General features: G+C 72.2%; 24 protein-coding genes. 11 read left to right on the forward strand and 13 right to left on the reverse strand.

Going from position 1 to position 23,984, the window contains the following annotated elements; genetic code table 11:
* Window positions 1-208: 208 nt before the first annotated feature.
* Window positions 209-1,378 (forward strand): NAD(P)-binding domain-containing protein, encoded by a 1,170-nt coding sequence (locus ABKW26_RS15160; RefSeq protein ID WP_348594656.1) that lies wholly within the window; start codon window positions 209-211, stop codon window positions 1,376-1,378.
* Here ABKW26_RS15160 and ABKW26_RS15165 read toward each other — a convergent pair.
* Complete coding sequence (locus ABKW26_RS15165; RefSeq protein WP_348594658.1) at window positions 1,350-1,580, reverse strand: hypothetical protein; 231 nt, start codon at window positions 1,578-1,580, stop codon at window positions 1,350-1,352. The genes ABKW26_RS15160 and ABKW26_RS15165 overlap by 29 nt on opposite strands.
* A gap of 176 nt (window positions 1,581-1,756) precedes the next feature.
* Here ABKW26_RS15165 and ABKW26_RS15170 point away from each other — a divergent pair, with 176 nt between their 5' ends.
* A complete protein-coding gene (locus ABKW26_RS15170; RefSeq protein ID WP_348594660.1) occupies window positions 1,757-2,677 on the forward strand; it encodes a S41 family peptidase in 921 nt (306 codons plus the stop codon).
* An 81-nt stretch (window positions 2,678-2,758) separates the two neighbouring features.
* On the opposite strand, the gene ABKW26_RS15175 is transcribed toward ABKW26_RS15170, so the two are convergent.
* The 3 genes from ABKW26_RS15175 to ABKW26_RS15185 are packed head-to-tail and all read right to left on the reverse strand — an operon-like array spanning window position 2,759 to window position 6,543.
* Entirely contained in the window at window positions 2,759-3,784 is a 1,026-nt protein-coding gene (locus ABKW26_RS15175) for a MaoC/PaaZ C-terminal domain-containing protein (protein ID WP_348594662.1), read from the reverse strand.
* A 3-nt stretch (window positions 3,785-3,787) separates the two neighbouring features.
* Entirely contained in the window at window positions 3,788-5,170 is a 1,383-nt protein-coding gene (locus ABKW26_RS15180) for a 3-oxoacyl-ACP reductase (RefSeq protein ID WP_348594665.1), read from the reverse strand.
* A complete protein-coding gene (locus tag ABKW26_RS15185; RefSeq protein ID WP_348594667.1) occupies window positions 5,167-6,543 on the reverse strand; it encodes an acetyl-CoA C-acetyltransferase in 1,377 nt (458 codons plus the stop codon). Before ABKW26_RS15185 ends, ABKW26_RS15180 begins: the two co-directional genes overlap by 4 nt.
* A 94-nt stretch (window positions 6,544-6,637) precedes the next feature.
* Between ABKW26_RS15185 and ABKW26_RS15190 the strand changes: the two genes are divergently transcribed.
* The 4 genes from ABKW26_RS15190 (at window position 6,638) to ABKW26_RS15205 (ending at window position 12,748) form a co-directional block, all read left to right on the forward strand.
* The gene (locus tag ABKW26_RS15190; protein WP_348594669.1) at window positions 6,638-7,300 is read left to right on the forward strand and encodes a TetR/AcrR family transcriptional regulator; all 663 of its coding nucleotides are present in this window, start codon (window positions 6,638-6,640) and stop codon (window positions 7,298-7,300) included.
* Between the two features lie 52 nt (window positions 7,301-7,352).
* The gene (locus ABKW26_RS15195; RefSeq protein WP_348594671.1) at window positions 7,353-9,464 is read left to right on the forward strand and encodes an acyl-CoA dehydrogenase; all 2,112 of its coding nucleotides are present in this window, start codon (window positions 7,353-7,355) and stop codon (window positions 9,462-9,464) included.
* A 174-nt stretch (window positions 9,465-9,638) separates the two neighbouring features.
* Window positions 9,639-11,768, forward strand: coding sequence for an acyl-CoA dehydrogenase (locus ABKW26_RS15200; protein ID WP_348594673.1), 2,130 nt, complete (start codon window positions 9,639-9,641; stop codon window positions 11,766-11,768).
* A 59-nt stretch (window positions 11,769-11,827) separates the two neighbouring features.
* Window positions 11,828-12,748 (forward strand): EamA family transporter, encoded by a 921-nt coding sequence (locus ABKW26_RS15205; RefSeq protein WP_348594675.1) that lies wholly within the window; start codon window positions 11,828-11,830, stop codon window positions 12,746-12,748.
* 3 nt (window positions 12,749-12,751) lie between these two features.
* Here the strand turns inward: ABKW26_RS15205 and ABKW26_RS15210 are convergent, their stop codons facing one another.
* From ABKW26_RS15210 to ABKW26_RS15220, 3 genes are all read right to left on the reverse strand, one after another.
* Complete coding sequence (locus ABKW26_RS15210; RefSeq protein WP_348594677.1) at window positions 12,752-13,567, reverse strand: SRPBCC domain-containing protein; 816 nt, start codon at window positions 13,565-13,567, stop codon at window positions 12,752-12,754.
* Window positions 13,564-14,142: a helix-turn-helix domain-containing protein gene (locus tag ABKW26_RS15215; protein WP_348594679.1), complete on the reverse strand. Its 579-nt coding sequence runs from the start codon at window positions 14,140-14,142 to the stop codon at window positions 13,564-13,566. Before ABKW26_RS15215 ends, ABKW26_RS15210 begins: the two co-directional genes overlap by 4 nt.
* A 77-nt stretch (window positions 14,143-14,219) precedes the next feature.
* Complete coding sequence (locus tag ABKW26_RS15220) at window positions 14,220-14,882, reverse strand: DUF2599 domain-containing protein (RefSeq protein ID WP_348594680.1); 663 nt, start codon at window positions 14,880-14,882, stop codon at window positions 14,220-14,222.
* A 278-nt stretch (window positions 14,883-15,160) separates the two neighbouring features.
* Here ABKW26_RS15220 and ABKW26_RS15225 point away from each other — a divergent pair, with 278 nt between their 5' ends.
* On the forward strand, window positions 15,161-15,823 hold the full coding sequence (locus tag ABKW26_RS15225) for a 4'-phosphopantetheinyl transferase superfamily protein (protein ID WP_348594681.1): 663 nt from the start codon (window positions 15,161-15,163) through the stop codon (window positions 15,821-15,823).
* 67 nt (window positions 15,824-15,890) lie between these two features.
* Here ABKW26_RS15225 and ABKW26_RS15230 read toward each other — a convergent pair whose 3' ends face one another.
* Complete coding sequence (locus tag ABKW26_RS15230) at window positions 15,891-16,298, reverse strand: VOC family protein (RefSeq protein ID WP_348594683.1); 408 nt, start codon at window positions 16,296-16,298, stop codon at window positions 15,891-15,893.
* Window positions 16,299-16,443: 145 nt separating this feature from the next.
* Between ABKW26_RS15230 and purL the strand changes: the two genes are divergently transcribed.
* Entirely contained in the window at window positions 16,444-18,768 is a 2,325-nt protein-coding gene (gene purL, locus ABKW26_RS15235) for a phosphoribosylformylglycinamidine synthase subunit PurL (RefSeq protein ID WP_348594685.1), read from the forward strand.
* Window positions 18,769-18,773: 5 nt separating this feature from the next.
* Window positions 18,774-19,730 carry a hypothetical protein gene (locus ABKW26_RS15240; RefSeq protein ID WP_348594687.1) on the forward strand — a complete coding sequence of 319 codons (957 nt, stop codon included), beginning with the start codon at window positions 18,774-18,776 and terminating at the stop codon, window positions 19,728-19,730.
* Here ABKW26_RS15240 and ABKW26_RS15245 read toward each other — a convergent pair.
* From ABKW26_RS15245 to ABKW26_RS15255, 3 genes are all read right to left on the reverse strand, one after another.
* Entirely contained in the window at window positions 19,717-20,304 is a 588-nt protein-coding gene (locus ABKW26_RS15245; RefSeq protein WP_348594689.1) for a helix-turn-helix domain-containing protein, read from the reverse strand. The two genes, ABKW26_RS15240 and ABKW26_RS15245, sit on opposite strands and share 14 nt — an antisense overlap.
* Window positions 20,305-20,367: 63 nt before the next feature.
* A complete protein-coding gene (locus ABKW26_RS15250) occupies window positions 20,368-20,607 on the reverse strand; it encodes a hypothetical protein (protein ID WP_348594691.1) in 240 nt (79 codons plus the stop codon).
* 30 nt (window positions 20,608-20,637) lie between these two features.
* Window positions 20,638-21,216, reverse strand: a complete 579-nt coding sequence (locus tag ABKW26_RS15255) for a TetR family transcriptional regulator (protein WP_348594693.1) — start codon at window positions 21,214-21,216, stop codon at window positions 20,638-20,640.
* A 102-nt stretch (window positions 21,217-21,318) separates the two neighbouring features.
* Here ABKW26_RS15255 and ABKW26_RS15260 point away from each other — a divergent pair, with 102 nt between their 5' ends.
* Window positions 21,319-21,876 carry an isochorismatase family protein gene (locus ABKW26_RS15260; protein ID WP_348594695.1) on the forward strand — a complete coding sequence of 186 codons (558 nt, stop codon included), beginning with the start codon at window positions 21,319-21,321 and terminating at the stop codon, window positions 21,874-21,876.
* 11 nt (window positions 21,877-21,887) lie between these two features.
* On the opposite strand, the gene ABKW26_RS15265 is transcribed toward ABKW26_RS15260, so the two are convergent.
* Together ABKW26_RS15265 and ABKW26_RS15270 are read right to left on the reverse strand one after the other, a co-directional pair.
* On the reverse strand, window positions 21,888-22,625 hold the full coding sequence (locus tag ABKW26_RS15265) for a DUF2071 domain-containing protein (protein ID WP_348594697.1): 738 nt from the start codon (window positions 22,623-22,625) through the stop codon (window positions 21,888-21,890).
* Between the two features lie 76 nt (window positions 22,626-22,701).
* Window positions 22,702-23,271, reverse strand: a complete 570-nt coding sequence (locus ABKW26_RS15270) for an NAD(P)H-dependent oxidoreductase (RefSeq protein WP_348594699.1) — start codon at window positions 23,269-23,271, stop codon at window positions 22,702-22,704.
* A gap of 128 nt (window positions 23,272-23,399) precedes the next feature.
* Between ABKW26_RS15270 and ABKW26_RS15275 the strand changes: the two genes are divergently transcribed.
* On the forward strand, window positions 23,400-23,981 hold the full coding sequence (locus tag ABKW26_RS15275) for a helix-turn-helix domain-containing protein (protein WP_348594701.1): 582 nt from the start codon (window positions 23,400-23,402) through the stop codon (window positions 23,979-23,981).
* Window positions 23,982-23,984 lie beyond the last annotated feature (3 nt).

The raw sequence follows: 23,984 nt of genomic DNA on the forward strand, positions 1-23,984 counted from the left end.
CTTGTGGACGGAACGTCCACTCAACAGCACGCCCCGTCCACAAGAGCACGCCCCGTCGGGGACGCCTCGGCGGCGGCTCGGCGGCGGCTTGGCGGTGGCTCAGTGAGGGGCTCGGGTTCGGTCTCGGGAATGGCGTGGGGGCGACGGGAGTTGGAGTGGTAGTTGAGTCTTCAACTGATCGCGGGATGGCAAGAGGACGAGGTGCGGAGTGCTGGACGTCGTGGTGATCGGAGCCGGGCAGGCCGGGCTCGCCGCTGCCTACCACCTGGTGCGGCTCGGTCTCGATCCGGAGCGGGACGTCGTCGTGCTCGACTCCAACGAAGGGCCCGGGGGAGCGTGGCGTCACCGCTGGCCGTCGCTGACCCTCGGAGCAGCGCACGGGATCCACGACCTGCCGGGTCTCCCGATCGGTCCGCCGGACCCGACCGAGCCCGCCTCCGAGGCGGTCGCCCGCTACTACGGCACGTACGAGGAGGCCTTCGGGCTCCCGGTGCACCGGCCGGTGACAGTGAGCGCCGTCCGGTCGGAGACCGACGACCCCGGGGCACCGCTCGTGATCACCGGGACCGAAGGCCCGCTCGCGGCGCCGAGGACCTGGCGCACCCGGACGATCATCAGCGCGACCGGCACCTGGACCCGTCCCTACTGGCCGCACTTTCCGGGCCGTGATCGCTTCCGGGGCCGCCAGCTCCACACGCACGACTTCTGGTCGGTCGAGGAGTTCCGCGGCCAGCACGTCGTGGTCGTCGGCGGCGGCGCTTCCGCGGTGCAGTTCCTCCTGCCGCTCGCCGAGGTCGCGACGACGACGTGGGCCACGCGCCGCCCGCCGGTGTTCGCCGCGCGTGACTTCGACCGCGAGTGGGGGATCGACGTCGAGCGTCGCGTCCGCGAGCGGACCGCTGCCGGGCTGCCCACGCTGAGCGTCGTCGGCGCGACCGGTCTCCCGCTGACGCCGGAGTACCAGCAGGGCATCGACGACGGTGTGCTCGTCTCGCGCGGCATGTTCACGCGCCTCACCGAGCACGGGGTCGCCTTCCCCGACCCGGAGGCGCCCGACGGCGAGACCGAGGTGCGCGCCGACACGATCCTCTGGGCGACCGGCTTCCGCCCGGCCGTCGACCATCTCTCGCCGCTGCGTCTGCGCGAGCACGGCGGGGCGATCGCGACCGACGGCGTGCACGTGCCGCGCGACGGTCGTGTCTTCCTCGCTGGCTACGGCGCTGGGGCGTCGACGATCGGCGCGACGCGGTCCGGGCGAGCGGCAGCGGTGGCGGCGGCACGCGCGGTCCGCGGCTCGGACGGGCCACCGGCACGCTCGGACGGGAGACCGGCTCCCGCGACCGCCGACGTCAGCGCCGGAACGCCCGTCGTGCGCTGAGGCCGACGACGCCGAGCCCGATGCCGGCCGTCCCCACCGCGCCCGGCATCCCGCCGACCGGGCCCGACGTGCACTCGCTGTAGCCGGCGACGGAGTCGACGCACGTCCCGACCCGCACGCCGAGCAGGAGGAACAGCGTCACCGCGGCGGCGACGAGCGCGACGGCGAGCCAGCCCCACCGGATCCGACGTGGTGCAGTCATGGCGCGAGCGTACCCAGGTCTGATCCTGAGGGGGCGACGTGAGAGTCTCGTCAGACAGGTCGCGGCGCGGAGGGGGAGCTATGGGTTGGCAGGTCACCGCCACACGCGCACTGGCCGTCGTCCTCTGTGCGGCCGCTCCCGTCCTCACTGCCTGCGCGCCGGATGCCCCGACGCCGGTGAGCACGCCAACCGGCTCCACCGTGGTCACGGCGCCGGTGTATCTCGCCGAGGCGCTCGGGCTCCTGGACGACGGCATCCGTGCAGGTTCGGACGACTGGGCGGCCGCGAGAGCGGACGCGGTCGCGCGCGTGACGGCCGAGACCCCGCTCGACGACGTCCATGTGCTGCTCGACGATCTGGCGACCGTCGCGGGTGGGCCGCACAGCACGTTCCGCACACCCGACGAGGTGCGTTCGTGGGAAGCGGACGCTCTGGGTGCTGACGGTCCTGAGCTGCCGAGCGTGGAGCGAGACGGCGATGTCGCCGTCCTCACCCTTCCGTCGTTCCCGATCGACGACCCGGCGATGGTGGAGGAGTACGTCGACGCGAGCCTGGACGCGATCCGGCCCTTGGCCGACGCGGACGTGTGCGGGTGGGTCGTCGATGTCTCCCTCAACGTCGGCGGGAACGCCCACGCGATGATCGCGGCAGCGTCGCCGTTGCTCTCAGACGGCGTGGTGCTGGGTCTGGAGGAGCCGGACGGCACCGTGCGCGAGCTCGTGGTCGATGGCAGCACGGTCCTGTCCGACGGGGACGTGCTCGCGGGCGGAACCGGGAGTCCGGTCACGATCCACACCCCGTCGGTCGCGGTCCGTCACAGCACCATGACGGCGAGCGCCGGCGAGGCGGTCGTCGTCGCGTTCTACGGAGAGCCGACGGCACGGACCTTCGGCTCCTGGACCCGTGGGTTCACGAGCGGCAACACGTACACGGAGCTGTCCGACGGCGCCGGGCTCACCGTGACGACCGGCATGTTCCAGGACCGGCTCGGGAACACCTACGACGGAAAGCTCGCTCCGAGCATCGAGGGCCCCGGCGCGAGCGTCGCCGGTGATCTGGCGACGTCGGAGAGCGAGTGGCTCCACAGCAGGTGCTGATGCGGCGACCGGCAGGATCGTGGCCCACCGCGCCAGCTCACATGCGCCCGAGCGGCCTGGCCGATGCGAGCATCCGCGATCTCAGCCCGGCGTGACCGTCCCTGTGAAGTGTTCCTTGCCGCTGCGGTGGTTCCAGGCGACGTACTCGTATCCGCCGGGTCCCCCCGCGTCCCGCGTGATCGCCACCGCGACCTTCCCCGGCAGCAGCACCGGCTTGGCGAACTCGACCGTCCACTCGAACGCCCCGCTGCGCCCTGCGCCGCTCTCCGCGAGCGCCCGCGCCGCCGTGTACATGCCGTGCGCGATCGCCTTCGGGAAGCCGAACGCCTTGGCCGTGAGGGCCGAGAGGTGGATGGGGTTCCGGTCACCGGAGACCGCCGCGTAGCGTCGACCTGTGCTCGCGTCGAGCTGCCACTGTCCTGTCGGGAAGCGCTCGGCCGTCGGGCCCTCGCCCTCCCGGCCGCCATCCCCGCCGGCAGCGCTCGCAGCCCCAGGCTCGACGACCGGAACGTTCCCGGCCCCCTTCGCGAGGTACGTCGACACACCGCGCCACACGACCTCGCGCGCGTCGCCGGCCCCGGAGAGTGCGGAGACCTCGGTGACGAGGTCCACCTGTGTGCCCTTGCGGTGCGGCTGCACGTTCTCGGCCCACGCCTGGACCTCGAGGTGCTCCTCGGCGAGGATCGGGCGCTCGACGCGCACGGCGTTGGCGAGGTGCACCATCCCGGCGACGGGCAGCGGGAAGTCGGCGCGCACCATGAGCGCCATCGCGACGGGGAACGCGAGGACGTGCACGAAGCCTGCGGGCAGCTGGTCGTCTGCGGGCTCGCCGAGGAGCCGCTGGTAGGCGAGCAGGTGGTCCGGGTCGGCGACGACGTCGGCCACGCGGTAGGTCACGTCGGGCAGGACGATGCTCGTGCCGGATGCGGAGCCCTCGCCCGTTCCGGGAGCCGGGCGCCCGCCCAGCCCGGGAACCTTCGCGAGGAGTCGCGCCGGGCGCGGCGCGACCGCGCGCGCGTAGAGCCCACCGAGGCCGGGGACCTCGGGGAGCGTCTTGACGTGCGCGGGCCGGTCGCCGTGCTGGTGGGAGGCGCTCGTGTCCGTCACGGTTCAGGCCCCCACGAGGTTCTGGCCGCAGACGCGCAGCACGGTCCCGTTGATCCCGCCGGCGGCCGGGGAGGCGAGGAACGCGACGGCCTCGGCGACGTCGACCGGCAGGCCGGCCTGCTGGAGGGAGTTGAGCCGGCGAGCCACCTCGCGCGTCGCGAAAGGGATCCTCGCGGTCATCTCGGTCTCGATGAAGCCGGGTGCGACGGCGTTCGCGACGCCGCCGGTCGCCGCCATGAGCGGCCCTGTCGCTCGGACCATGCCGATGACCCCGCCCTTGGACGCGGCGTAGTTCGTCTGGCCGCGGTTGCCGGCGATGCCGCTCGTCGAGGCGAGCGACACGATGCGTGGCTGGTCGACGAACGCCGGTGAGGCGAGGAGCGTCTCGTTGATGCGCAGCTGCGCCGCGATGTTCACCGCGATGACCGAGTCCCACGTCTCGGGCTTCATGTTGGCGAGCAGCTTGTCCCGCGTGATCCCGGCGTTGTGCACGACGATGTCGATGCCGCCGTGACGCGAGACGGCGTGGTCGATGATCTTCGCGCCCGCGTCGGGGGCGGTGATGTCGAGCTGGAGCGCGGTGCCACGGATCGTGTTGGCGACGGTCGCGAGCGACTCGCCGGCTGCGGGGACGTCGACGACGACGACCTTGGCGCCGTCGCGCGCGAGAGTCTTCGCGATGGCTGCGCCGATGCCGCGGGCGGCGCCCGTGACGACGGCGACGCGCCCCTCGAGCGGCCGGTCCCAGCTCGCAGGAGCCGAGCCCCCGCCGGACGAGACCGTGAGGAACTGACCGTCGACGAACGCCGACTTCGCGGACAGGAGGAACTGCAGCGCCCCGACGACCGACGGCGCGGTCACGGAGACCTCCTCGGACGTCGCGCCTGCGAGCACGATCCCGTTGCCGGTCGCACCTCCGCGGAGCTCCTTGGCGACGGACCGGACGATCCCGTCGATGCCCTGGCGCACGGCGGCGACCGCCGGTGCGTCCTCGGCGAGCGACGCCCGGGAGAGCGTCACGACGCGGGCGCCCGGAGCGAGCGAGCGCAGCACGCTCCCGAGCTCGCGCACGGGTCCGGACAGGTCGTCCGGGTGCGTGGCCTCGCTGAGCACGACGACGACGCCGCCCCAGCGCACGCCGGTCGCGCCGTCGGCCGAGCGGCGCACGTCGAGCGCGTCGCCGAGCTCGCCGCCGACGAGGAGCTGCGCGACCGCGTCGGCGTCCTTGCCGGAGCCGACCGTACCGCCGAGCACGAGGACCGGTCCGGGGACGAGCGGGGCGCCGTCGGTGTGACGCCGCAGGACGGACGGGCGGGGGAGCCCGAGCTTCTTCGCCAGGTTGCCGGTGACCCCGCCGTTGACGAGGGAGATGTACTTGTCGCTCACTGGGCTGCCTCTTCCGTGCTGTCAGTGCCCGCCGCGGCGGACTCGATGATCGCTGCGACGCCGAGGCCTCCGGCGGCGCAGACGGAGATGAGCGCGCGCGAGACGCGGCCGGTCTCGGCCGCCCTCGCGGCGACGAGCTTCGCGGCCGTCGCGACGATGCGCCCGCCGGTCGCGGCGAACGGGTGACCTGCGGCGAGCGAGGACCCGTTGACGTTGAGCCTCGTCCGGTCGATCGACCCGAACGCCCCGTCGAGGCCGAGCTCCGTGCGGCAGTACTCCTCGTCCTCCCACGCGGCGAGGGTGGTGAGGACGGTCGACGCGAACGCCTCGTGGATCTCGAAGAAGTCGAAGTCGTCGAAGGTCAGCCCGTTGCGGGCGAGCAGGCGGGGTGCCGCGTGGGCGGGAGCCATGAGCAGCCCCTCGTGCCCGTGCACGAAGTCCACTGCTGCGGTCTCGCCGTCGACCACCCGTGCGAGGACGGGGAGGTCGCGGGCCTCGGCCCACGCGCGTGACCCGAGCAGCACGACGGACGCGCCGTCGGTGAGCGGCGTCGAGTTGCCCGCCGTCATCGTCGCGTCCGTGCCGAGGGACGTCCCGAAGGCCGGCTTGAGCGTCCCGAGCTTCTCGAGCGACGTGTCGGCGCGGAGGTTCTGGTCGCGGGTGAGTCCCTTGAACGGGGTGACGAGGTCGTCGAAGAAGCCGGCGTCGTACGCCGCGGCGAGGCCGTGGTGGCTGCGGAACGCGATCTCGTCCTGCGCCTCGCGCGTCACGCCCCACCTCGCCGTGGTGATGGCCTGGTGCTCGCCCATCGACAGACCGGTGCGCGGCTCGTTGGTGCTCGGCGCCGAGGGGGAGAGGTCGGCGGGGCGGACGGTGGCGAACGCCTTGATGCGTGCACCGAGCGTCTTGGCGTGCGACGCGGTGAGGAGTGCGCGCCGCAGGCCCTCGCTCACGGCGATGGGCGCGTCGGAGATGGTGTCGGTCCCGCCGGCGATCGCGGACTCGATCTGGCCGAGGCGGATCTTGTTGCTCACGCCGATGACGGCCTCGAGGCCGGTCGCGCACGCCTGCTGGAGGTCGTACGCCGGCGTCTGCGGGGAGAGGGAGGAGCCGAGGACGCACTCGCGCACGAGGTTGAAGTCGCGGGAGTGCTTGAGGACCGACCCGCCGACCACCTCGCCGATCCGCTCGCCCTGGAGCCCGAACCGCGCGACGAGCCCCTCGAGCGCAGCGGTGAACATGTCCTGGTTGCTGACGCTCGCGTACTTCCCGCCCGCGCGGGCGAAGGGGATACGGTTCCCACCGACGATCACGGCGTCGGTCGGCAGGCTGCTGGGTGCGTGCTGCGGGGTGGGGCTGGATGGCTGTGCCACGGTGTCTCCTCGCGTGCTGTGCGGGCCGTCGCTGACGGAGCATCGTCGCGGACGGCTATGTCCAGAACCCACAGTACCTGATACTGTCAGTTTCGTGAGCCCAGTCACAGCAGGTTCGACAGCGAGGTCGGACGAGACGCCCCAGCCGCAGCATGCCCACGCGACCGACGGTCGTTCCACGCGCTGGGACGACCACCGCACGGCCCGACGCATCGCGCTCGTGCGCGCCGCCCGCAAGGCCGTGCACCAGATGGGACCCGAGATCTCCATGGACGAGATCGCGACGTTCGCCAAGACGTCGAAGTCCATCGTCTACCGCTACTTCGTCGACAAGCCGGGCCTCCAGCTCGCCGTCGGCGAGGCCGTCGTCGAGCAGATGAGCATCGCGCTCAGCGAGGCCGCCCAGCTCGCGACCACACCGCGCGACGCGCTGCGCTCCATGGTCGCCGTCTACCTCGAGATGATCGAGCACTCCCCGAACGTCTACTACTTCGTCACCCGCACGGCCCCCGGCCTGCCGTTCCTCGAGTCGATGAACGAGATCGTCGCCGTCCCCTTCGCCCAGGAGATGGATGCCGACGCCGTCGACGCCGCCGCCTGGGGTGCCGGGGCCGTCGGGTTCGTCCGCGGATCCGGCGAGTGGTGGCTGCAGAACCGCGACGACGAGGGCGCCCCGACCCGCGAAGAGCTCACCGACCGCGTCACCGCCTGGCTCTGGGGCGGACCGGTCGGGGTCCTCGCCCGCGACCAGACCTGATCCACCTGCCTACCTCCCCGACCAGTGTGTTTGCCAGTACAAAGGAGTCAGCATGACCACCGTCTCGGACCGCCCCGCCACCACTGAAGCCCCCGGTGCCCGCACGGGCCTCAGCCCGGACCGCGCCGACCACCACGTCGACGTCGCCTACCTCGAGACTGCGCTGCTCGGCCGCTGGGCCGAGATCCGCCGCAACACCCGCGCGGTGGCTGCCGACCCCCGGTTCGCCAAGGAGGAAGGCCTCTCGATGGCCGACCACCGCGCCCGCGTCCTCGAGCAGCTCAAGCTCCTCTCGACCGGCGCCGAGGCGCTCCGCGCGTTCCCCGTCCACCTCGGGGGCAGCGACGACGCGGGCGGCAACCTCGCTGGTGCGGAGGACCTGGTCCTCGCCGACCCCTCCCTGCAGATCAAGGCAGGCGTGCAGTGGGGACTCTTCGGTGCCGCGATCCTCCACCTCGGTACCCCCGAGCAGCACGACGAGCTCCTCCCCGGTGCGATGGACGTGTCGGTGCCGGGTGCGTTCGCGATGACGGAGATCGGGCACGGGTCGGACGTGGCGGCGATCGGGACGACGGCGACGTACGACGCGGAGACGGAGGAGTTCGTCATCCACACCCCGTTCAAGGCGGCGTGGAAGGACTATCTCGGCAATGCCGGTCAGCACGGTACGGCGGCGACCGTGTTCGCCCAGCTCATCACGCAGGGCGTCAACCACGGCGTGCACGCCTTCTACGTGACGATCCGCGAGACGAACGCCGACGGCACGGCGGGTGACTTCATGCCGGGTGTCGGTGGCGAGGACGACGGCCTCAAGGGCGGCCTCCAGGGTGTGGACAACGGACGCCTGCACTTCACGCACGTGCGCGTCCCGCGCGCCCACCTCCTCGCCCGCTACGGCCAGGTCGCCGCCGACGGCACCTACACGTCGCCGATCGACAGCCCCGGGCGCCGCTTCTTCACGATGCTCGGCTCGCTCGTCCAGGGCCGCGTGTCGCTCGACGGGGCTGCGGGGGTCACGTCGAAGGCCGGTCTCGTCACGGCCGTCACGTACGGGAACCAGCGCCGTCAGTTCGCCGGCGTCTCGGACACCGAGGAGATGGTGCTCCTCGACTACCGCGAGCACCAGCGCCGGCTCCTTCCGCTCCTCGCCGAGACGTACGCCGGGCACTTCGCGCACGAGCGCCTGCTCGACCTCTTCAGCGCCGTGTTCTCCGGAGAGATGGACACCCCCGAGTCTCGCGAGGACCTCGAGACCATGGCGGCGACGCTCAAGCCGACGTCGACGTGGCGTGCGCTGAACGTGCTCCAGACCGCCCGCGAGGCCTGCGGTGGTGCGGGATTCATGACCGAGAACCGGCTCGTGTCCCTCCGTGCGGACATGGACGTCTACGTGACGTTCGAGGGCGACAACACGGTCTTGCTCCAGCTCGTCGGCAAGCGGCTCCTCGCCGACTATGCGGCGAACCTCAAGGGGATCGACGGCGTCGGCATGGCGCGCTTCGTCGTCGAGCGCGCGGCGGACAGCGTCCTCTACAAGACGCCGATCAGCCGCATCGCGCAGAACATCCTCGACTCGGGCTCCGTCCGGCGCTCAGCGGGTCACCTCCGCGAGGAGGCCACCCAGCGCGAGCTCCTCACGGACCGCGTCGAGGGTATGGTCGCCGAGCTCGCGACCGCTCTGCGGCCCGCGTCCAAGCTCACGCGCGCCAATGCGGCCGAGCTCTTCAACAACCACCAGCACGAGCTCATCGAGGCGGCCCGCGCGCACGCCGACCTCGTCCAGTGGGAGGCGTTCACCAAGGCGCTCGAGGGTATCGAGGACGCCGGCACGCGCCAGGTCCTCACGTGGGTCCGTGACCTCTTCGGCCTCGTCGCCATCGAGAAGAACCTGGCCTGGTACCTCATCAACGGGCGGCTCTCGGGCCAGCGCGCCCGGACCGTGACGTCGTACATCGACCGGCTGCTCGCTCGCCTGCGGCCGCACGCCCAGGACCTCGTCGACGCGTTCGGCTACGGTCCGGAGCACGTGCGGGCGACCGTCGTGACCGGGGTCGAGAAGGAGCGTCAGGACGAGGCGCGGGAGTACTACCGGGCGCTGCGTGCGAGCGGTGACGAGCCCGTGAGCGAGAAGAGCCTCAAGGCCAAGGCGGGTACGAAGGGCTGACGCGCGGCCGCCGCGGCGCGGCAGCAGGACGGGTCCACGGACGGGTGGCCGCTCTCCGGAGCGGTCGCCCGTCCGTGCGTGCTGCGGTCGTCGTCGGAGCGGAGCGATGTCCGAGATGCGACCGGTCCGACCTGGACCTCCCCAACAAACCGGATGCGCGGTATGTTGTCTCGCATGACGACTCTCTCGGACCGCACCCCTGCCGCCGACAGCTCGCCGGACGACGTCCCGACTGCGTCCCCCGCAGTCCCCAGGCCGGGTGAGGCACACGTCGACGTCGCCCGCCTCGGCGAGCATCTCCTCGGCCGGTGGGCCGTCCAGCGCGCGGCCGGCCGACGCATCGGCGGCGACCCCGCGTTCGCACGCACCGATGGTCTGTCGATGGCCGAGCACCGCGAGCGCGTCCTCTCCCAGCTCTCCCTCCTCGCCGCCGACGGGAACGTCCTGCGAGCCTTCCCCGAGAGCTTCGGCGGTCAGGCGGACGCCGGAGGAGGTTCGGTGGTCTTCGAAGAGCTCATCGCGGCCGACCCCTCGCTCAAGGTCAAGGCCGGCGTCCAGTGGGGCCTGTTCGCCGCGACGATCTACCATCTCGGGACCCCCGAGCAGCAGGAACGCTGGCTGCCGTCCGCGATGGACGTGTCGGTGCCGGGTGCGTTCGCGATGACGGAGATCGGGCACGGGTCGGACGTGGCGGCGATCGGGACGACGGCGACGTACGACGCGGAGACGGAGGAGTTCGTCATCCACACCCCGTTCAAGGCGGCGTGGAAGGACTATCTCGGCAATGCCGGTCAACACGGTACGGCGGCGACCGTGTTCGCCCAGCTCATCACGCAGGGCGTCAACCACGGCGTGCACGCCTTCTACGTCCCCATCCGTGCGACCGAGCCGGACGGCCGCGCGGGAGCGTTCCTGCCCGGTGTCGGCGGCGAGGACGACGGCCTCAAGGGCGGCCTGCTGGGTGTGGACAACGGCCGGCTGCACTTCACGCACGTCCGCGTCCCCCGACGCGATCTGCTCGGGCGCTACGGCCAGGTCGCTGCCGACGGCACATACACGTCCCCCATCGCCCACCCTGGGCGCCGCTTCTTCACGATGCTCGGCGCTCTCGTCCAGGGCCGCGTGACGCTCGACGGCGCCGCAGCGGTCGCAGCCAAGCTCGGTCTCGCGACCGCCGTCCGCTACGGCAACGAGCGCCGCCAGTTCGCCGACGCCGACGGGCAGGGAGAGGTGGTGCTCCTGGACTACCGCGAGCACCAGCGGCGCCTCCTCCCGCTCCTCGCACGCGCCTATGCGGGGCACTACGCGCACGAGCGGCTGCTCGACCTCCTCGACACGGTCTTCTCCGGCCGGGTCGACACCGAGGAGTCACGCAGCGACCTCGAGACCACCTCCGCGGCGCTCAAGCCCGTCGCGACCTGGCGAGCGCTCGAGACGCTCCAGACCGCGCGTGAGGCGTGCGGGGGCGCGGGGTTCCTCGCCGAGAACCGCATCGTCTCCCTCCGTGCAGACATGGATGTCTTCGTCACGTTCGAGGGGGACAACACGGTCCTCCTGCAGCTCGTCGGCAAGCGGCTCCTCGCGAGCCACGCCGCCGGGACCTTCGGGGCAGACGGCGTGAGCGCCGCCCGCATCGTCGTCGAGCGAGCGGCCGACAGCGCCCTCTACGCAGAGCCGGACGCGGAGGTGGCTCGGCGAGCGCTCGCTGCCGGTGCCGCGCGCGACGCCGGGGGCGACCTTGCTGCCGACGCCACGCAGCGTGCGCTCCTCTCCGACCGTGTCGAGACGATGATCGCGGAGCTCGCCGACGCGCTCCACCCCACACCGCACGACGTGACGGGGCGGCTCTCGCGCGCTGAGGCCGCAGCCCTCTTCAACGACCACCAGCCCGCGGTCGTCGAGGCTGCTCGTGCCTACGCGGACCTTCTCCAGTGGGAGGCCTTCACCGCTGCGCTCGCGACGGTCGAGGACCCCGGGACGCGGCAGGTGCTCACACGCGTCCGGGACCTCTTCGGCCTCGAGGTCATCGAGAAGGACCTCGCCTGGTACGTCCTCCACGAGCGGCTGAGCGTGCCCCTCGCGCAGGCGCTGCGGAAGACTGTCGCCGCGTTCCTCGCGGACCTGCGCCCGCACGCCCAGGACCTGGTCGACGCGTTCGGGTACGGTCCGGAGCACGTGCGGGCGACCATCGCGACCGGCGTCGAGAAGGAACGGCAGGACGAGGCGCGCGCGCACTACCGGGCGCTGCGGGAGAGCGGGCTCGCTCCGGTGAGCGAGAAGAGCCTGCGGCCGGCTCCGGCCTGAGCCCGTACCTGGCCTGAGGCCCGCACCGGGCGTCGCCCGCGCACTCGTAGAGTGATCGGGTGCACCGCGTCCCCGCCCCGCTCCTGTTCCTCTTCTCCGGGGTGACCCAGTACGTCGGCGCGGGGCTCGCTGTCGGGCTCTTCACGGTGGTGCCCGCCACGGCGGTGGCGTGGTCCCGTATCGCCGTCGCGGCCGTCATCCTCATCGCGTGGGGGCGACCGTGGCGGGTCCGCTGGGACGGGCCCACGCTGCGTGCCGCCCTCCTCTTCGGAGTTGTCCTCGCGGCGATGAACTGCACGTTCTATGCGTCCCTCGACTACCTGCCGCTCGGCAACGCCGTGGCGATCGAGTTCGTCGGGCCCGTCCTCGTGGGGGCGCTCACGGGACGTGGCGTGCGCGAGCGGGTCGCCATCGCGCTCGCGCTCGTCGGGGTGGTGCTCCTCGCCGGGATCACGCTCACCTCCGGCGACGACGGCGCTGTCCTCGGGATCGTGCTCGTCCTCGCCGCTGCGGCGTGCTGGGCCGGGTACATCCTGCTCGGCCGCAGGGTCTCCCGCCAGAGCACCGGCCTCGGGCCGCTCGCGGTCGGCATGGCAGCGGGCGCCGTGGTCTTCGCGCCGTTCTTCGGCCCGTCCTCCGCGCCGCTCTTCACCGACTGGGGCTACCTCGCAGCGCTCGTGGGGATTGCCGTCGCGTCCTCGGTGGTCCCCTACGGGATCGACCAGGTGGTCCTGCGCCGGCTGCGACCGGCGCAGTTCTCGATCCTCCTGGCCATCTGGCCGGCGTCCGCGCTCCTCGTCGGGGCGGTCATGCTCCGGCAGGTGCCGCACGGTCTCGAGATCGTCGGGCTCGTGCTCGTCTCGGTCGCCATCGCGCTCACCGGCCGCACGCCCGAGCCCCCGGCAGAGCCCCCGGCCGAGCGCCCGGGGGAGGCGACGACCGACCCGACGACCGGTCCCGTCCCGCCCCGGGCGGAGTGATCGTCAGGAGGCCTGGGGCGCCGTGCGGAGCGCTGCTGGGCTGAGCTCCTGCAGCCAGGTCTCCCAGGCCGGCTCCTCGCGCCGGACGTAGTCCGCCGCGTCGGCAGAGAACAGGTAGCCCCGCACGCCTGCCGTCGCCGAGTCGTCGCCCATGGCGTAGGTGAAGATGCTGAGCATCCCGGGCACCGGTGCGGTGAGCCGGACCAGCACCTGCCGCTCGCCGACCCGTTCGACCGTGCCGGTGGTGCCGCGCACGTCGACGGTGGTGCCCTCGTCGCCCAGCCCCAGCGCGTCGTGCAGGGCTGACCACAGCGTCTCCGCGTCGCCCGGGTGGGAGGCGGTGACCTCGAGCTGGGTGGCCTCCTGGCCGGGGAAGTGCGACAGGTAGAGGCGCAGGTTGTCGAAGAACGGCATCCAGGAGACCCCCATGTCGTCGAACCACTCCGACTCCCAGGCAGCGCCGGTCCCGAAGCCGCTGCTCGTGACGCGCACGACGCACGTGCCGCCGGACTGCGCCTCGACGAGGAACTCCGACGTCAGCGGGCTCAGCGCGTCCGGGTCCTTGCCCATGAGGGCGGCCCAGTCCTCCTCGTAGACGATGCGGCGCGGCGGGTCCCAGCCGGTGACCCGGCCGTCCGAGCCCATCTCGGGGCCCATGGAGAAGTGCAGGGCGCCGCCCTCGTGCTCCTCCATCTCGGTCGGCAGGAACCAGGCGCTCATGCCCTTGGCGGTGGCGATGGCCTGCCAGACCTGTTCCGGGGTCCCCGGGACCTCGACGCTGAACTCGAGGCGGTACGGGACGGTCGTCGTGGTGCTCATGTTCTCTCCTCAGGACGTGGGTGGGCGGCGACGAGGAGCCTGTACGGGCGCCCGTCGTCGTGGTGGTAGCGCGCGGCCAGGTCGAGCACCGCGGCGGTCAGGTCGTCTGCGAAGGCTGCCCGGTCGGCGGCCGACCGGAAGCCGATCTGTGTGTCGATGGTCAGGGTCGGCAGCCGCTTGCCGGACGAGCCGGCCCGCCGCGCGAGTGCTCCGACCTCGCGCACCAGCCGGCCGGCCAGTGCGACGAGGTAGCCCGCCGAGAGGTGGTCGGCGTTGGCGTCCGGGTCGGCTGCGGACACGCTGACTGCCGCCGGCGACACGACGTACGACGCCGCCGACGCCTGGAGCACCCGCTCGGTGATCCCGCCGTGCAGACGTTCCTCGGACAGCTCCACCAGGCCGTGCGCCTCGAGCGCCTTGAGGTGGTAGCCGATCTTCTGGCGAGCGATGCCGACCCGGGCAGCGAGCCCGGCGGCGGAGGCCGGGACGGCCAGCTCGCCGAGCAGCCGTGCTCGGACCGGATCCAGCGCGGCGGCGGCTGCCTCTGCGCTCTCGATGACCTCGACGTCTCTCATGACTCCACGATGCCCTTGACAATAAATCTTGTCAAGGGTCGATCGCCGGCGAACCGGCCGTGGGTGCCCACGTGCGCCTAGGTCGGGTTGCACCGCGCGAGCAGATAGCCGATGAACGAGATGTCGGGGCGCCACGGCTCGAGGTTCCACGTGTCCTTCTGACGTGCGCCGTCGACGTGGCACAGGAACTGGTTCCGCATCACGGTCGTGTCCGCCGAGGGCTCCAGGCGGACGACGTCGGCCCAGCCGTAGCTCCGGCCCGTCGTGCCCGACGCGCGCCCCCACGCCGTCGGGGTGACCGCGAGCGACGTCCCGCCCTCACGCACCCCCCACTCCACGCCGGACACCACGTCCCGCCCCAGGTGGACCTCGATCGTCAGCGGGTACGCGGTGGTGCTGTCGGCACCCCTGCGCTCGGCGTCGTCCGGCGCGAGGTCGAGGGCGATGCGGTCCGGCCCGTCCTCGACCGGGGTCCACCGTGCTCGGACCTCCTCCCCGGTGGCGTCGGTGACGACGGGCTCAGCGAAGCCTGCCAGGAGCGTGCCGTCGGCGCCGACGACCGCGACCGAGTCGTCCCGGGCGACGGTCACGACGCTCTCGTCCGGTGCGTCGAACGTGTACCGGACGGCCCCGGGCTCCGCGACGGTCGTCCGCACGTGCGTGCCGCCATCGCCGTCCGGGTCGAGCGTGGTGCTCGGTGTCTGGGCGACCGTGAGGTCCTCGCCGAGCAGCTGGACCACGACCGCCTCCGAGGGAGAATCCGGACGACTAGCACTTTCACCGGCATTATCGGTAGACAATTGCCCATCTGTCTCAGATGTTGGAAAGTGGGACTGGACAGGGGGTGAAGAAATGGGTGAACATGCAACCAGCAGAACAAGCACCACAACGGCGGCAGGGGCTCGCGAAGCGCCAGTGCGAAGCGGATTTCTCAGAACGGACGACCTGAGCAGGGGGCTGCGGGCTCCCACGAGGTGAGCTCCTGTTCTCTTGCACGGACGAGCGAAAGGTAGTAGGGGTGCTGACCGACACCGATGTGAACGTGTCCTGGGGAGTCGCTCTCGACGGCCCCGATCTCTACGCCGCAGCTCAGCTCCTCGACGACAGCGAACAGCGTCGGGCCGCCGCGATCCGCAACGACCATACCCAGCGACGGTTCGTCTCTGCGCACGCCATGCTCCGGATCCTCGTCGGCCAGCAGATCGGCTGGGACCCCAAGGAGCTGCGCTTCGGCAACGCCGGTCGCTACGGCAAGCCCGAGCTCGTGTACCCACCCATCCGCGTGCACTTCAACATCGCGACCGCGGGCGACCGCGTCGTCTGCGCCGTCACCGAGTCCGGCCCGGTGGGGGTCGACGTCGAGTCGCACGAGGTGATCGAGGAGGCGGACGCAGTCGGAGGGATCGAGGACGTGCTCCTCACGCCCGCCGAGCGTGACGTCCTCTACGAGTTCCCGCACCGCGCCGGCGCTCTGACGCGCTGGTGGGTCCGCAAGGAGGCGATCCTCAAGGCGACGGGCGAAGGGCTGACGATCGAACCGCCGCGGCTCGAGATGAGCGCCCCGGACGAGACGCCCGAGCTCCTCAGCTGGGAAGGCCGAGCCGTCCCCTCGCTGTGGATCTCCGACCTCGACGTCGGTGTCGGCTACGAGGCTGCCGTCGTCGTCCTCACCCCGCGCTGATCCCGTGCGACGCTCGAGACCCGCACGCGCCCGCTCGCTCGGCACACGCTCTCCAGTGGCCTGCGGCTCACGCGATCGTGCTCCACACGTGCCACCGGTGCCCGAAGGGGTCGACGACCCACCCAGCCCGGGTGCCGGGCTCGGGTCCGGGACCGACGGCCCGCTCGACGCGCGCCCCTGACATCGCGAGCCGCGTGACGAAGCCGTCCGCGTCGTCGACCTCGAGGACGAGGGACACGGAGTATCCGCCGAGCGTCGTGGGGCTCGCGACCTCGAGCTCGGGCCACTCGTCCGAGAGGTAGAGCTGTGCGCTGCCGATCGTCAGCTCGGAGTGCGCGACGCGGCCGTCGTCCGCCATGATCCGGGACGTCTCGACCGCGCCGAAGGCCCGGGCGTAGAAGTCGAGCGCGGCGACCCCGCCGGCGACAGCGAGGTAGGGGACGAGCGGTCGGTGAGCGTCGTCGCTCGGTGACATGGTGACCTCCGGTGCCGGGACCTGGCCTGAGGTTCCTGTCTACCGGAGAAAGGACATCTCGGGCTACCCCCGGGTGCGCGGGCGACCGGACGAGGTCCGTGAGACGTCGACTGGGGTCGCCCGCCCTCCCGGCTAAACTGGCCGCGTGACTGCTCCCAGCAAGCCCGCCCTCGACACTGTCGAGCACGCCGCCACGACTCCCGACGAGGTCCAGCCCTTCGCGGCCCTCGGCCTCAAGCCGGACGAGTACCAGCGCATCCGCGACATCCTCGGGCGGCGCCCCACGGCCGCCGAGCTCGCGATGTACTCGGTCATGTGGTCCGAGCACTGCTCGTACAAGTCCTCCAAGGTGCACCTGAGCACCTTCGGCGAGAAGACCACGCCGGAGATGAAGAAGCACCTCCTCGTCGGCATCGGCGAGAACGCGGGTGTCGTCGACATCGGTGACGGCTGGGCCGTCACGTTCAAGGTCGAGTCCCACAACCACCCGAGCTACGTGGAGCCGTACCAGGGTGCCGCGACCGGGGTGGGCGGGATCGTCCGCGACATCATCTCCATGGGTGCGCGTCCCGTCGCCGTCATGGACCAGCTGCGCTTCGGCGCGGTCGACCACCCGGACACCGCACGCGTCGTGCACGGCGTCGTCGCGGGCGTCGGCGGCTACGGCAACTCGCTCGGCCTGCCCAACATCGGTGGTGAGCTCGTCTTCGACGGCTCCTACCAGGGAAACCCGCTCGTCAACGCGCTGTGCCTCGGCGTGCTGCGCCACGAGGACATCCACCTCGCCAACGCGTCCGGCATCGGCAACAAGGTGGTCCTCTTCGGTGCGCGCACGGGCGGCGACGGCATCGGCGGCGCGTCCATCCTCGCGTCCGAGACGTTCGAGGACGGCGTCCCCGCCAAGCGCCCGAGCGTCCAGGTGGGCGACCCCTTCATGGAGAAGGTCCTCATCGAGTGCTGCCTCGAGCTCTACGCGGCCAAGGTCGTCGAGGGCATCCAGGACCTCGGCGCGGCCGGGATCTCCTGCGCGACCTCCGAGCTCGCGTCCAACGGCGACGGCGGCATGCACGTGTGGCTCGACGACGTGCTGCTGCGCGACCCGTCGCTCAACGCCGGCGAGATCCTCATGTCCGAGTCGCAGGAACGCATGATGGCGGTCGTCACGCCGGAGAAGCTCGACGCGTTCCTCGCGATCACCGGGAAGTGGGACGTCGAGACGGCGGTCGTCGGCGAGGTCAACGGGTCCGGCCGCCTGACCATCGACCACCACGGCCAGCGCATCGTCGACGTCGACCCGAAGACGGTCGCGCACGAGGGGCCGGTCTACCACCGCCCGTACGCGCGCCCCGCCTGGCAGGACGCGCTCAACGCCGACACCGTCGTCGCGGCCGGGCTCGCCCGCCCCGAGACCGGCGACGAGCTGCGCGAGACCGCGCTGCGCCTGCTCTCCTCCCCGAACCTCGCGTCGAAGGAGTGGGTGACCAACCAGTACGACCGCTTCGTCCAGGGCAACACCGCGCTCGCCCAGCCCGACGACGGCGGCATCATCCGCGTCGACGAGACGACCGGCCTCGGCGTGGCCCTCGCCACGGACGCGAACGGGCGCTACACGAAGCTCGACCCCCGCACGGGTGCCCAGCTCGCGCTCGCGGAGGCGTACCGCAACGTCGCCGCGACCGGTGCCCGCCCGCTCGCCATCACCGACTGCCTGAACTTCGGCTCCCCCGAGGACCCCGACTCCATGTGGCAGCTCGTCGAGGCGATCGAGGGCCTGGCCGACGGCTGCCAGACGCTCGGCGTCCCCGTCACCGGCGGCAACGTCTCGCTCTACAACGGCACCGGCGAGCCGGGGCAGATCGACTCGTCGATCCACCCGACCCCCGTGGTCGGGGTGCTCGGCGTCCTCGACGACGTCGCGCGCGCGACCGGCTCCGGCTGGCGCGCACCCGGCGAGACGATCTTCCTCCTCGGTTCCACGCTCCCCGAGCTCGACGGCTCCGCCTGGGCCGACGTGGTCCACTCCCACCTCGGCGGACTCCCGCCCCGCCTCGACCTCGCCGCCGAGCGCGCGCTCGCCGAGGTGCTCATCAACGCGACGCGCGACGAGCTCGTCGACGCCGCGCACGACCTCTCCGAGGGTGGCCTCGTCCAGGGACTCATCGAGGCGAGCCTGCGCTTCGGCATCGGCGCGAAGGTGTCGATCGACGGGCTCCTCGAGCGCGACGGCGTCACGGCCTTCGAGGCGCTCTTCTCCGAGACGACGGCGCGGGCGATCGTCGCCGTGCCGCGGGGCGAAGAGGTCCGCTTCGTCGACGCCTGCTACGCCCGGGGCGTACCGTACCTGAAGATCGGCGAGGCCGGCCACGACGTCGACGGCGTCGAGTCCCTCGAGATCGACGGACTGTTCACGCTCCCGCTGGACGAGGCGCGCGAGGCCTTCACGCGCACCCTCCCCGAGATCTTCGGCTGATCCCGGTGGGACTGCGAGACCTGTTCACCCGCGCGGGCGAGCCGACGGACTGGACCGAGCTCTGGACCGTGCTCCGGCCCCTCGGCGGTCGGATCACGCCGGACAGCCTCGACCGGATGCTCGAGGAGGCCCTGCGGACGCCGCGCGACACGCTCGTCACGGCGGACGAGCAGCTCGGCCGCGCACTGCTGCTCCTCGACACCGAGGAGCACGCACGGCACCTGAGCCGCGACGCCTGGATCGCGCCCGAGGAGCGTTTCGGCAGGCGACGCTTCGTCCGTGCGATGCACGCCGTGCTCGCCGCCGGGCCGGACGCCCTCGCCCGCGTCGTCGAGGACCCCGCCGCGCTCCGCTCGTACGACTCGGCCGACACCCCGTCCGTCCTCGCCCGCATCCGGGACGAGTCGATCGGGACACGGCTCGAGATGGCGATCAACACCAGCGGCGCGGCGGAGGACGGGTTCTACGTCGGCGCGTGCAGCATCAGCAGCGGTGCGCTCACGAGCGGGGCGGAGAAGAGGTGGCCGAGCCTCGACGACGGGTTCTACCTCTTCGACCACCACGACCCCGAGGGCGTGTGGCTCACCGTGACGATCGAGATGCCGCAGGATACCGCCGTCGTCGGTGACTCCGACGCGTGGGACGGTGCCTCGGACGTCGCGACGGAGCGCCTCATGACCGCTCTGGGAGACCGTCGACCTCTCGTCATCACCGAGGAGCCGTTGCGGGAGGCGTGGATCGAGCTGGCCGTGCCGGACGAGGACTCCGAGCCCGAGGGATCCACGCTCGACGACGGCGACCTCTACACCGTCACCTACGTCGACCCGACCCTCTTCGCCGGGGTCCAGCCCGCGCGGCGGGCCGACGTCCTCGCCCGGTTGGCTGCGGCAGCGCTGCTCGGCTCGAGCGTGACCCTCACCCCCGACGCCGAGGCGGCGCTCCACCGGCTCACATCGGGCTGAGCGGGACGTTCGCGCCGAGGGGCAGCGGCAGCGGTGCGGAGCTCGGCATCGGTCCTGGCCCCGGCGCGGGTGCGCTGGCGTCGTCGGGCCAGCGGCCCTCGCCCTCCCAGGTTGCGGCCACCTCCGCGAGGCTCTCGCGTCGCCGGGCCTGCGCCGGGCGTGCTGCGAGCAGGGCGGACGCCGGAACCGCCCAGGTGGAGCCGATGCGGACCGCGGGCAGGGATCCGGAGTCGATCCTCTGGAGCACCGCCTGCCTGCTGACGCCCAGCTCGGCGGCGGCCTCGGAGACGGAGAGCAGACGCGGCACGGGCGTGAGCCCCGCGCGCTTCGCCGACTCCTCCGCAGGCAGCGCCTCGACGGCGAGCACGGGTGCGTCGCTCGCCTGGGCGACGACGGCGACGGCGGTCTGGACGGCCTGGACCACGGTGTCGGCCGGCACCGTGATCGCCACCACGACGTGGCCGCGGGGGCCGCGGCTCGTGGTCGCCGCATAGGAGCCGAGAGCAGCGAGGATCCGGGCGTCGACGTCTTCCCGGGTGTCGAGCTCGACGCGGACGGTGTGGTGAGCGCTCATGATCGTCCCTCCTCGGCCCTGTATCGGCGTCAGGGCAACAAGCCCATCCTGACGCACGACTTGCTAGATGACAACCTTGGGTACGATGGCGTTCGCAGTGATCCGGCGGCGTGCGGCGGAGAAGCGGACGGAGTGCACGCCTCCGTCGCCCTCGGCCGGGGTGATCGACCCGCCGATCCGCAGCTGGACGTCGATCTCGTCGAGGCCGTCGACGCTCACCTCGGAGACGGCCGTCTTGAGCGCGTGCCGCAGTGCGCGCAGCTGGCCCAGATCGAGCTCGGGGCCACCCAGCACCGTGCTCATCGCGAGATCCGGCATCGTCCGCTCCGATCGTCAGGGATGAGGAGTCACGTCGAGGCGGGCGAAGACGTCGTCGAGCACCTCGCGGAACGACGCGGTGGACGCGGCCCACTCGCGCCACGCGAGATCGAAGGCGGCCAGGGCTGTGGCGACGAGGACCTTCGCAGTGAGCGGGTCCTGGACCTGCTCGGCGAGCGCGTCCGAGAGGAGCGTCTCCTGCGCCCGGCGGCGCTCAGCGAGGTGGGCAGCGAGGGACGGGACCGAAGAGATCATCCGGGCCTTGGCGCGCACGCGCTCCGGGGCGGCATCGGTGGACTCGACGGCCGGTTCGAAGGCGGTGCGCAGGTGCTGCCACACCGGTCGGCCGTCGCGCACGTCGAGGGTCCGCAGGCGGGTGCCGAAGTCGAGGGCGGCGGACTCCATCGCGACGATGACGGCGTCCTCCTTCGACCGGAAGTACCGGAAGAACGTCGCGCGCGAGACGCCCGCTGCGCGGGCGGCGTCCTCGACGGTCGTTCTCTCGAAGCCGCGGGCCAGGAAGCAGTCGTAGGCCGCCTCGGCCAGCTGGGTGCGCACGGCGTCGCGCGTGAGGTCTCGGACGCCTGAGGTCATGTGCACAGACTACCGAGCGAGATCGCGTCCTATGATTGAGACTGCGTATCATGACTGTGTGGCGAGGCCTCTCGCCACTGATCTCCCCGAAGGAGGACGTCCATGCCTGTCGCAGAGCTGGATGCGCAGATCGCCCTCGTCGTCGTCGACCTCCAGGTCGGCACCACCGCCAACCCCACCGCCCACCCCGTGGAGGGCGTGATCACCCACGCCGTCCACCTCGTCGACGCCTTCCGCACGCGCGCCCTCCCCGTCGTCCTCGCGACCGTCACCGGCACGCCCGCCGGGCGCACCGCCCACGGCGCCGGCGCCCGCGAGTTCCCGCCCGCCTGGAGCGAGCTCCGGCCCGAGCTCGACCAGCAGCCCGACGACCTCGTCGTCACCCGGCGCACGTGGAGCGCCTTCGCCGGGACGGACCTCGACGCGCAGCTGCGCGAGCGTGGGATCACCCAGATCGTGCTCGCAGGGCTCGCGACGAGCTTCGGCGTCGAGTCGACCGCCCGCCAGGGCTACGACCTCGGGTACGGCGTGGTCCTCGCCGCGGATGCCATGACGGACCCGCGCCAGGAGAGTCATGACGCGAGCGTCCAGCGCGTCTTCCCGGCCCTCGGCCAGGTCGCGACAGCCGACGAGATCGTCGCGCTGCTCCCGCCGGTCTGAGACGGGTCCCGTCAGCCCGCGCGACGCGGGGTGCCGAACACCGTCCGCACACCCGGCGACCACAGGACCGAGTCGGGTGCCCGGTCGACGAGGCCGGGGAGACCAGCGGCCGCGACGAGGGAGTCGTCGAGGTGCACGAGTCGCGCGTGGTGGAGCGGCCACGGCTCGTGCTCGTTCGGCACGTAGAGGAGCCGGCCCAGGTGCCGCGTGTGCAAGCCCCAGCGCGCGGTGAGGAACTGAGCGAGCAGGTCGGGTTCCGCGATCCGCTCGCCCGGCTCGACGACGATCCGTCCGCCGGCACCACGCGGGCCCGGCAGGCGTCGGGCCGTCGTGTAGGTGATCGTCGTCGGCGTCCGGTCGACGCGCATGCGCGCCCACGTGTACGGAAGGCCGAAGCCGACCCGGGCGGCGAGGACGACAGCGAGCCGCGCGGCCTCGAGCGACCTGAACACCACGCCACGCTGCCCTGCCGCGTCGACCGAGTAGAGCCGAACGTTCGTCTCCGCGAAGGTCCCGAGCCAGGGGACGGCCGGGCCGCGGGCGACCCCGGCGTCGGCCAGGCGGAACGGGACGAGACCCACGTACGTCGCGCCGTCGAACAGGTCCGGCGTGGTGCCGCGAGGCAGCAGCGGCGCGACGAGACCGGGATCCACCCGCCAGTGCAGGAACGTCAGCTCTTCCCACCGCTGCGACATGATCTGCGGGCGTTCGAGCGGCGGGGCGGACGACGTGACGGGGGAGGGATCCACCCGCCCAGTATCGCCCGCCCCGCCTGCTCGTGCCCGCCCCTGCCCCGGAAGGTGCTCGCCGCCGGGGCAGGTTCTGTCAGGCCGCCGGCGCCGACGCCGTCGCACGAGCGGCCACGGCCGTGACGACGGCGCGCAGCTGCTCGACGACCTCGGCGTCGTCCCGGGGGTGTGTCTCGGCGAAGCGCACGAGAGATCCCGGGACGGACATCGTCACGTCGTCGATGACGCTCGCCCCGGCGATCCCGAGCGCCTTGCGGGCCTCGTCGTGCGCCCAGACGCCGCCGAACTGGCCGAAGGCGCTGCCGATGACGGCGACGGGCTTCTGGGTGAGGGCGCCGACGCCGAAGGGGCGTGACGCCCAGTCGATCGCGTTCTTGAGGACGGCGGGGATGGTGCCGTTGTGCTCGGGCGTGACGACGAGGAGGGCGTCGGCGGCGGCGACGGCCGCACGGAAGGCGTCGGCGCTCTCGGGTGCGGAGCCCTCGAGGTCGAGGTCCTCGTCGTAGAAGGGGAGGTCGGCGAGCGACGGGTAGATCGTGAGGGTGACGTCGGCCGGGGCGAGCTCGGCGGCGGTCTCGGCGAGCTGGCGGTTCGTCGAGCCGCCGCGGAGGCTGCCGACGAGGACGAGGATGGTCGTGGCTGGCATGGTGTGCTCCTTCGATGGGATGCTCGTCGCCTGTGGCGACGCCGCAGTACTGCTCTGCACACGTTAAACGGACTGCGGTCCGTTTCCTATTCCTGACCGCAGGGATCTCAACCATCGGACGGAGGGCCATGCTCGCTGACAAGAGCGAGTGCGCCGAGCGTGCCGACGCCGCACGCAACCGGGAGCGCCTGCTCTCCACGGCGCGCGCGATGCTCGACGACCGCGGCGTCGCAGGCATGACGATGGACGCGCTCGCGCGCGAGGCCGGGCTGGGGAAGGGGACGGTCTTCCGTCGCTTCGGGTCCCGGCTCGGTCTCCTCCAGGCGCTCCTGCAGGAGACCGAGACCGAGTTCCAGCGCGCGTTCCTCTCCGGTCCACCGCCGCTCGGGCCCGGCGCCGAGCCCGTCGAACGGATCGTCGCGTACGGTCGCGGTCGCATCGCGATGCTCGACGTCCAGGGCGACCTGCTCTGCGAGGTCGCGTCGGCGCCCGAGGCGCGGACGGCCTGGGCGCCGCGCTCGGCCGGGCACGTCCACCTGCAGATGCTCCTCCGGCAGGCCGAGGTCGAGGCCGACGTCCCGGTCCTCGCGCTCCACCTGCTCTCCGCCCTCGACGCGAGCATGACCCACCACGAGACCGGCCCCGGCGGCATCCCGCGCGACCGCCTCGCCGACGGCTGGGAAGCGCTCGTCCGCCGGATCGTGCCCTAGCTC

It is taken from the genome of Sanguibacter sp. 25GB23B1, assembly GCF_040012415.1.
Classification (GTDB): Bacteria; Actinomycetota; Actinomycetes; order Actinomycetales; family Cellulomonadaceae; genus Sanguibacter.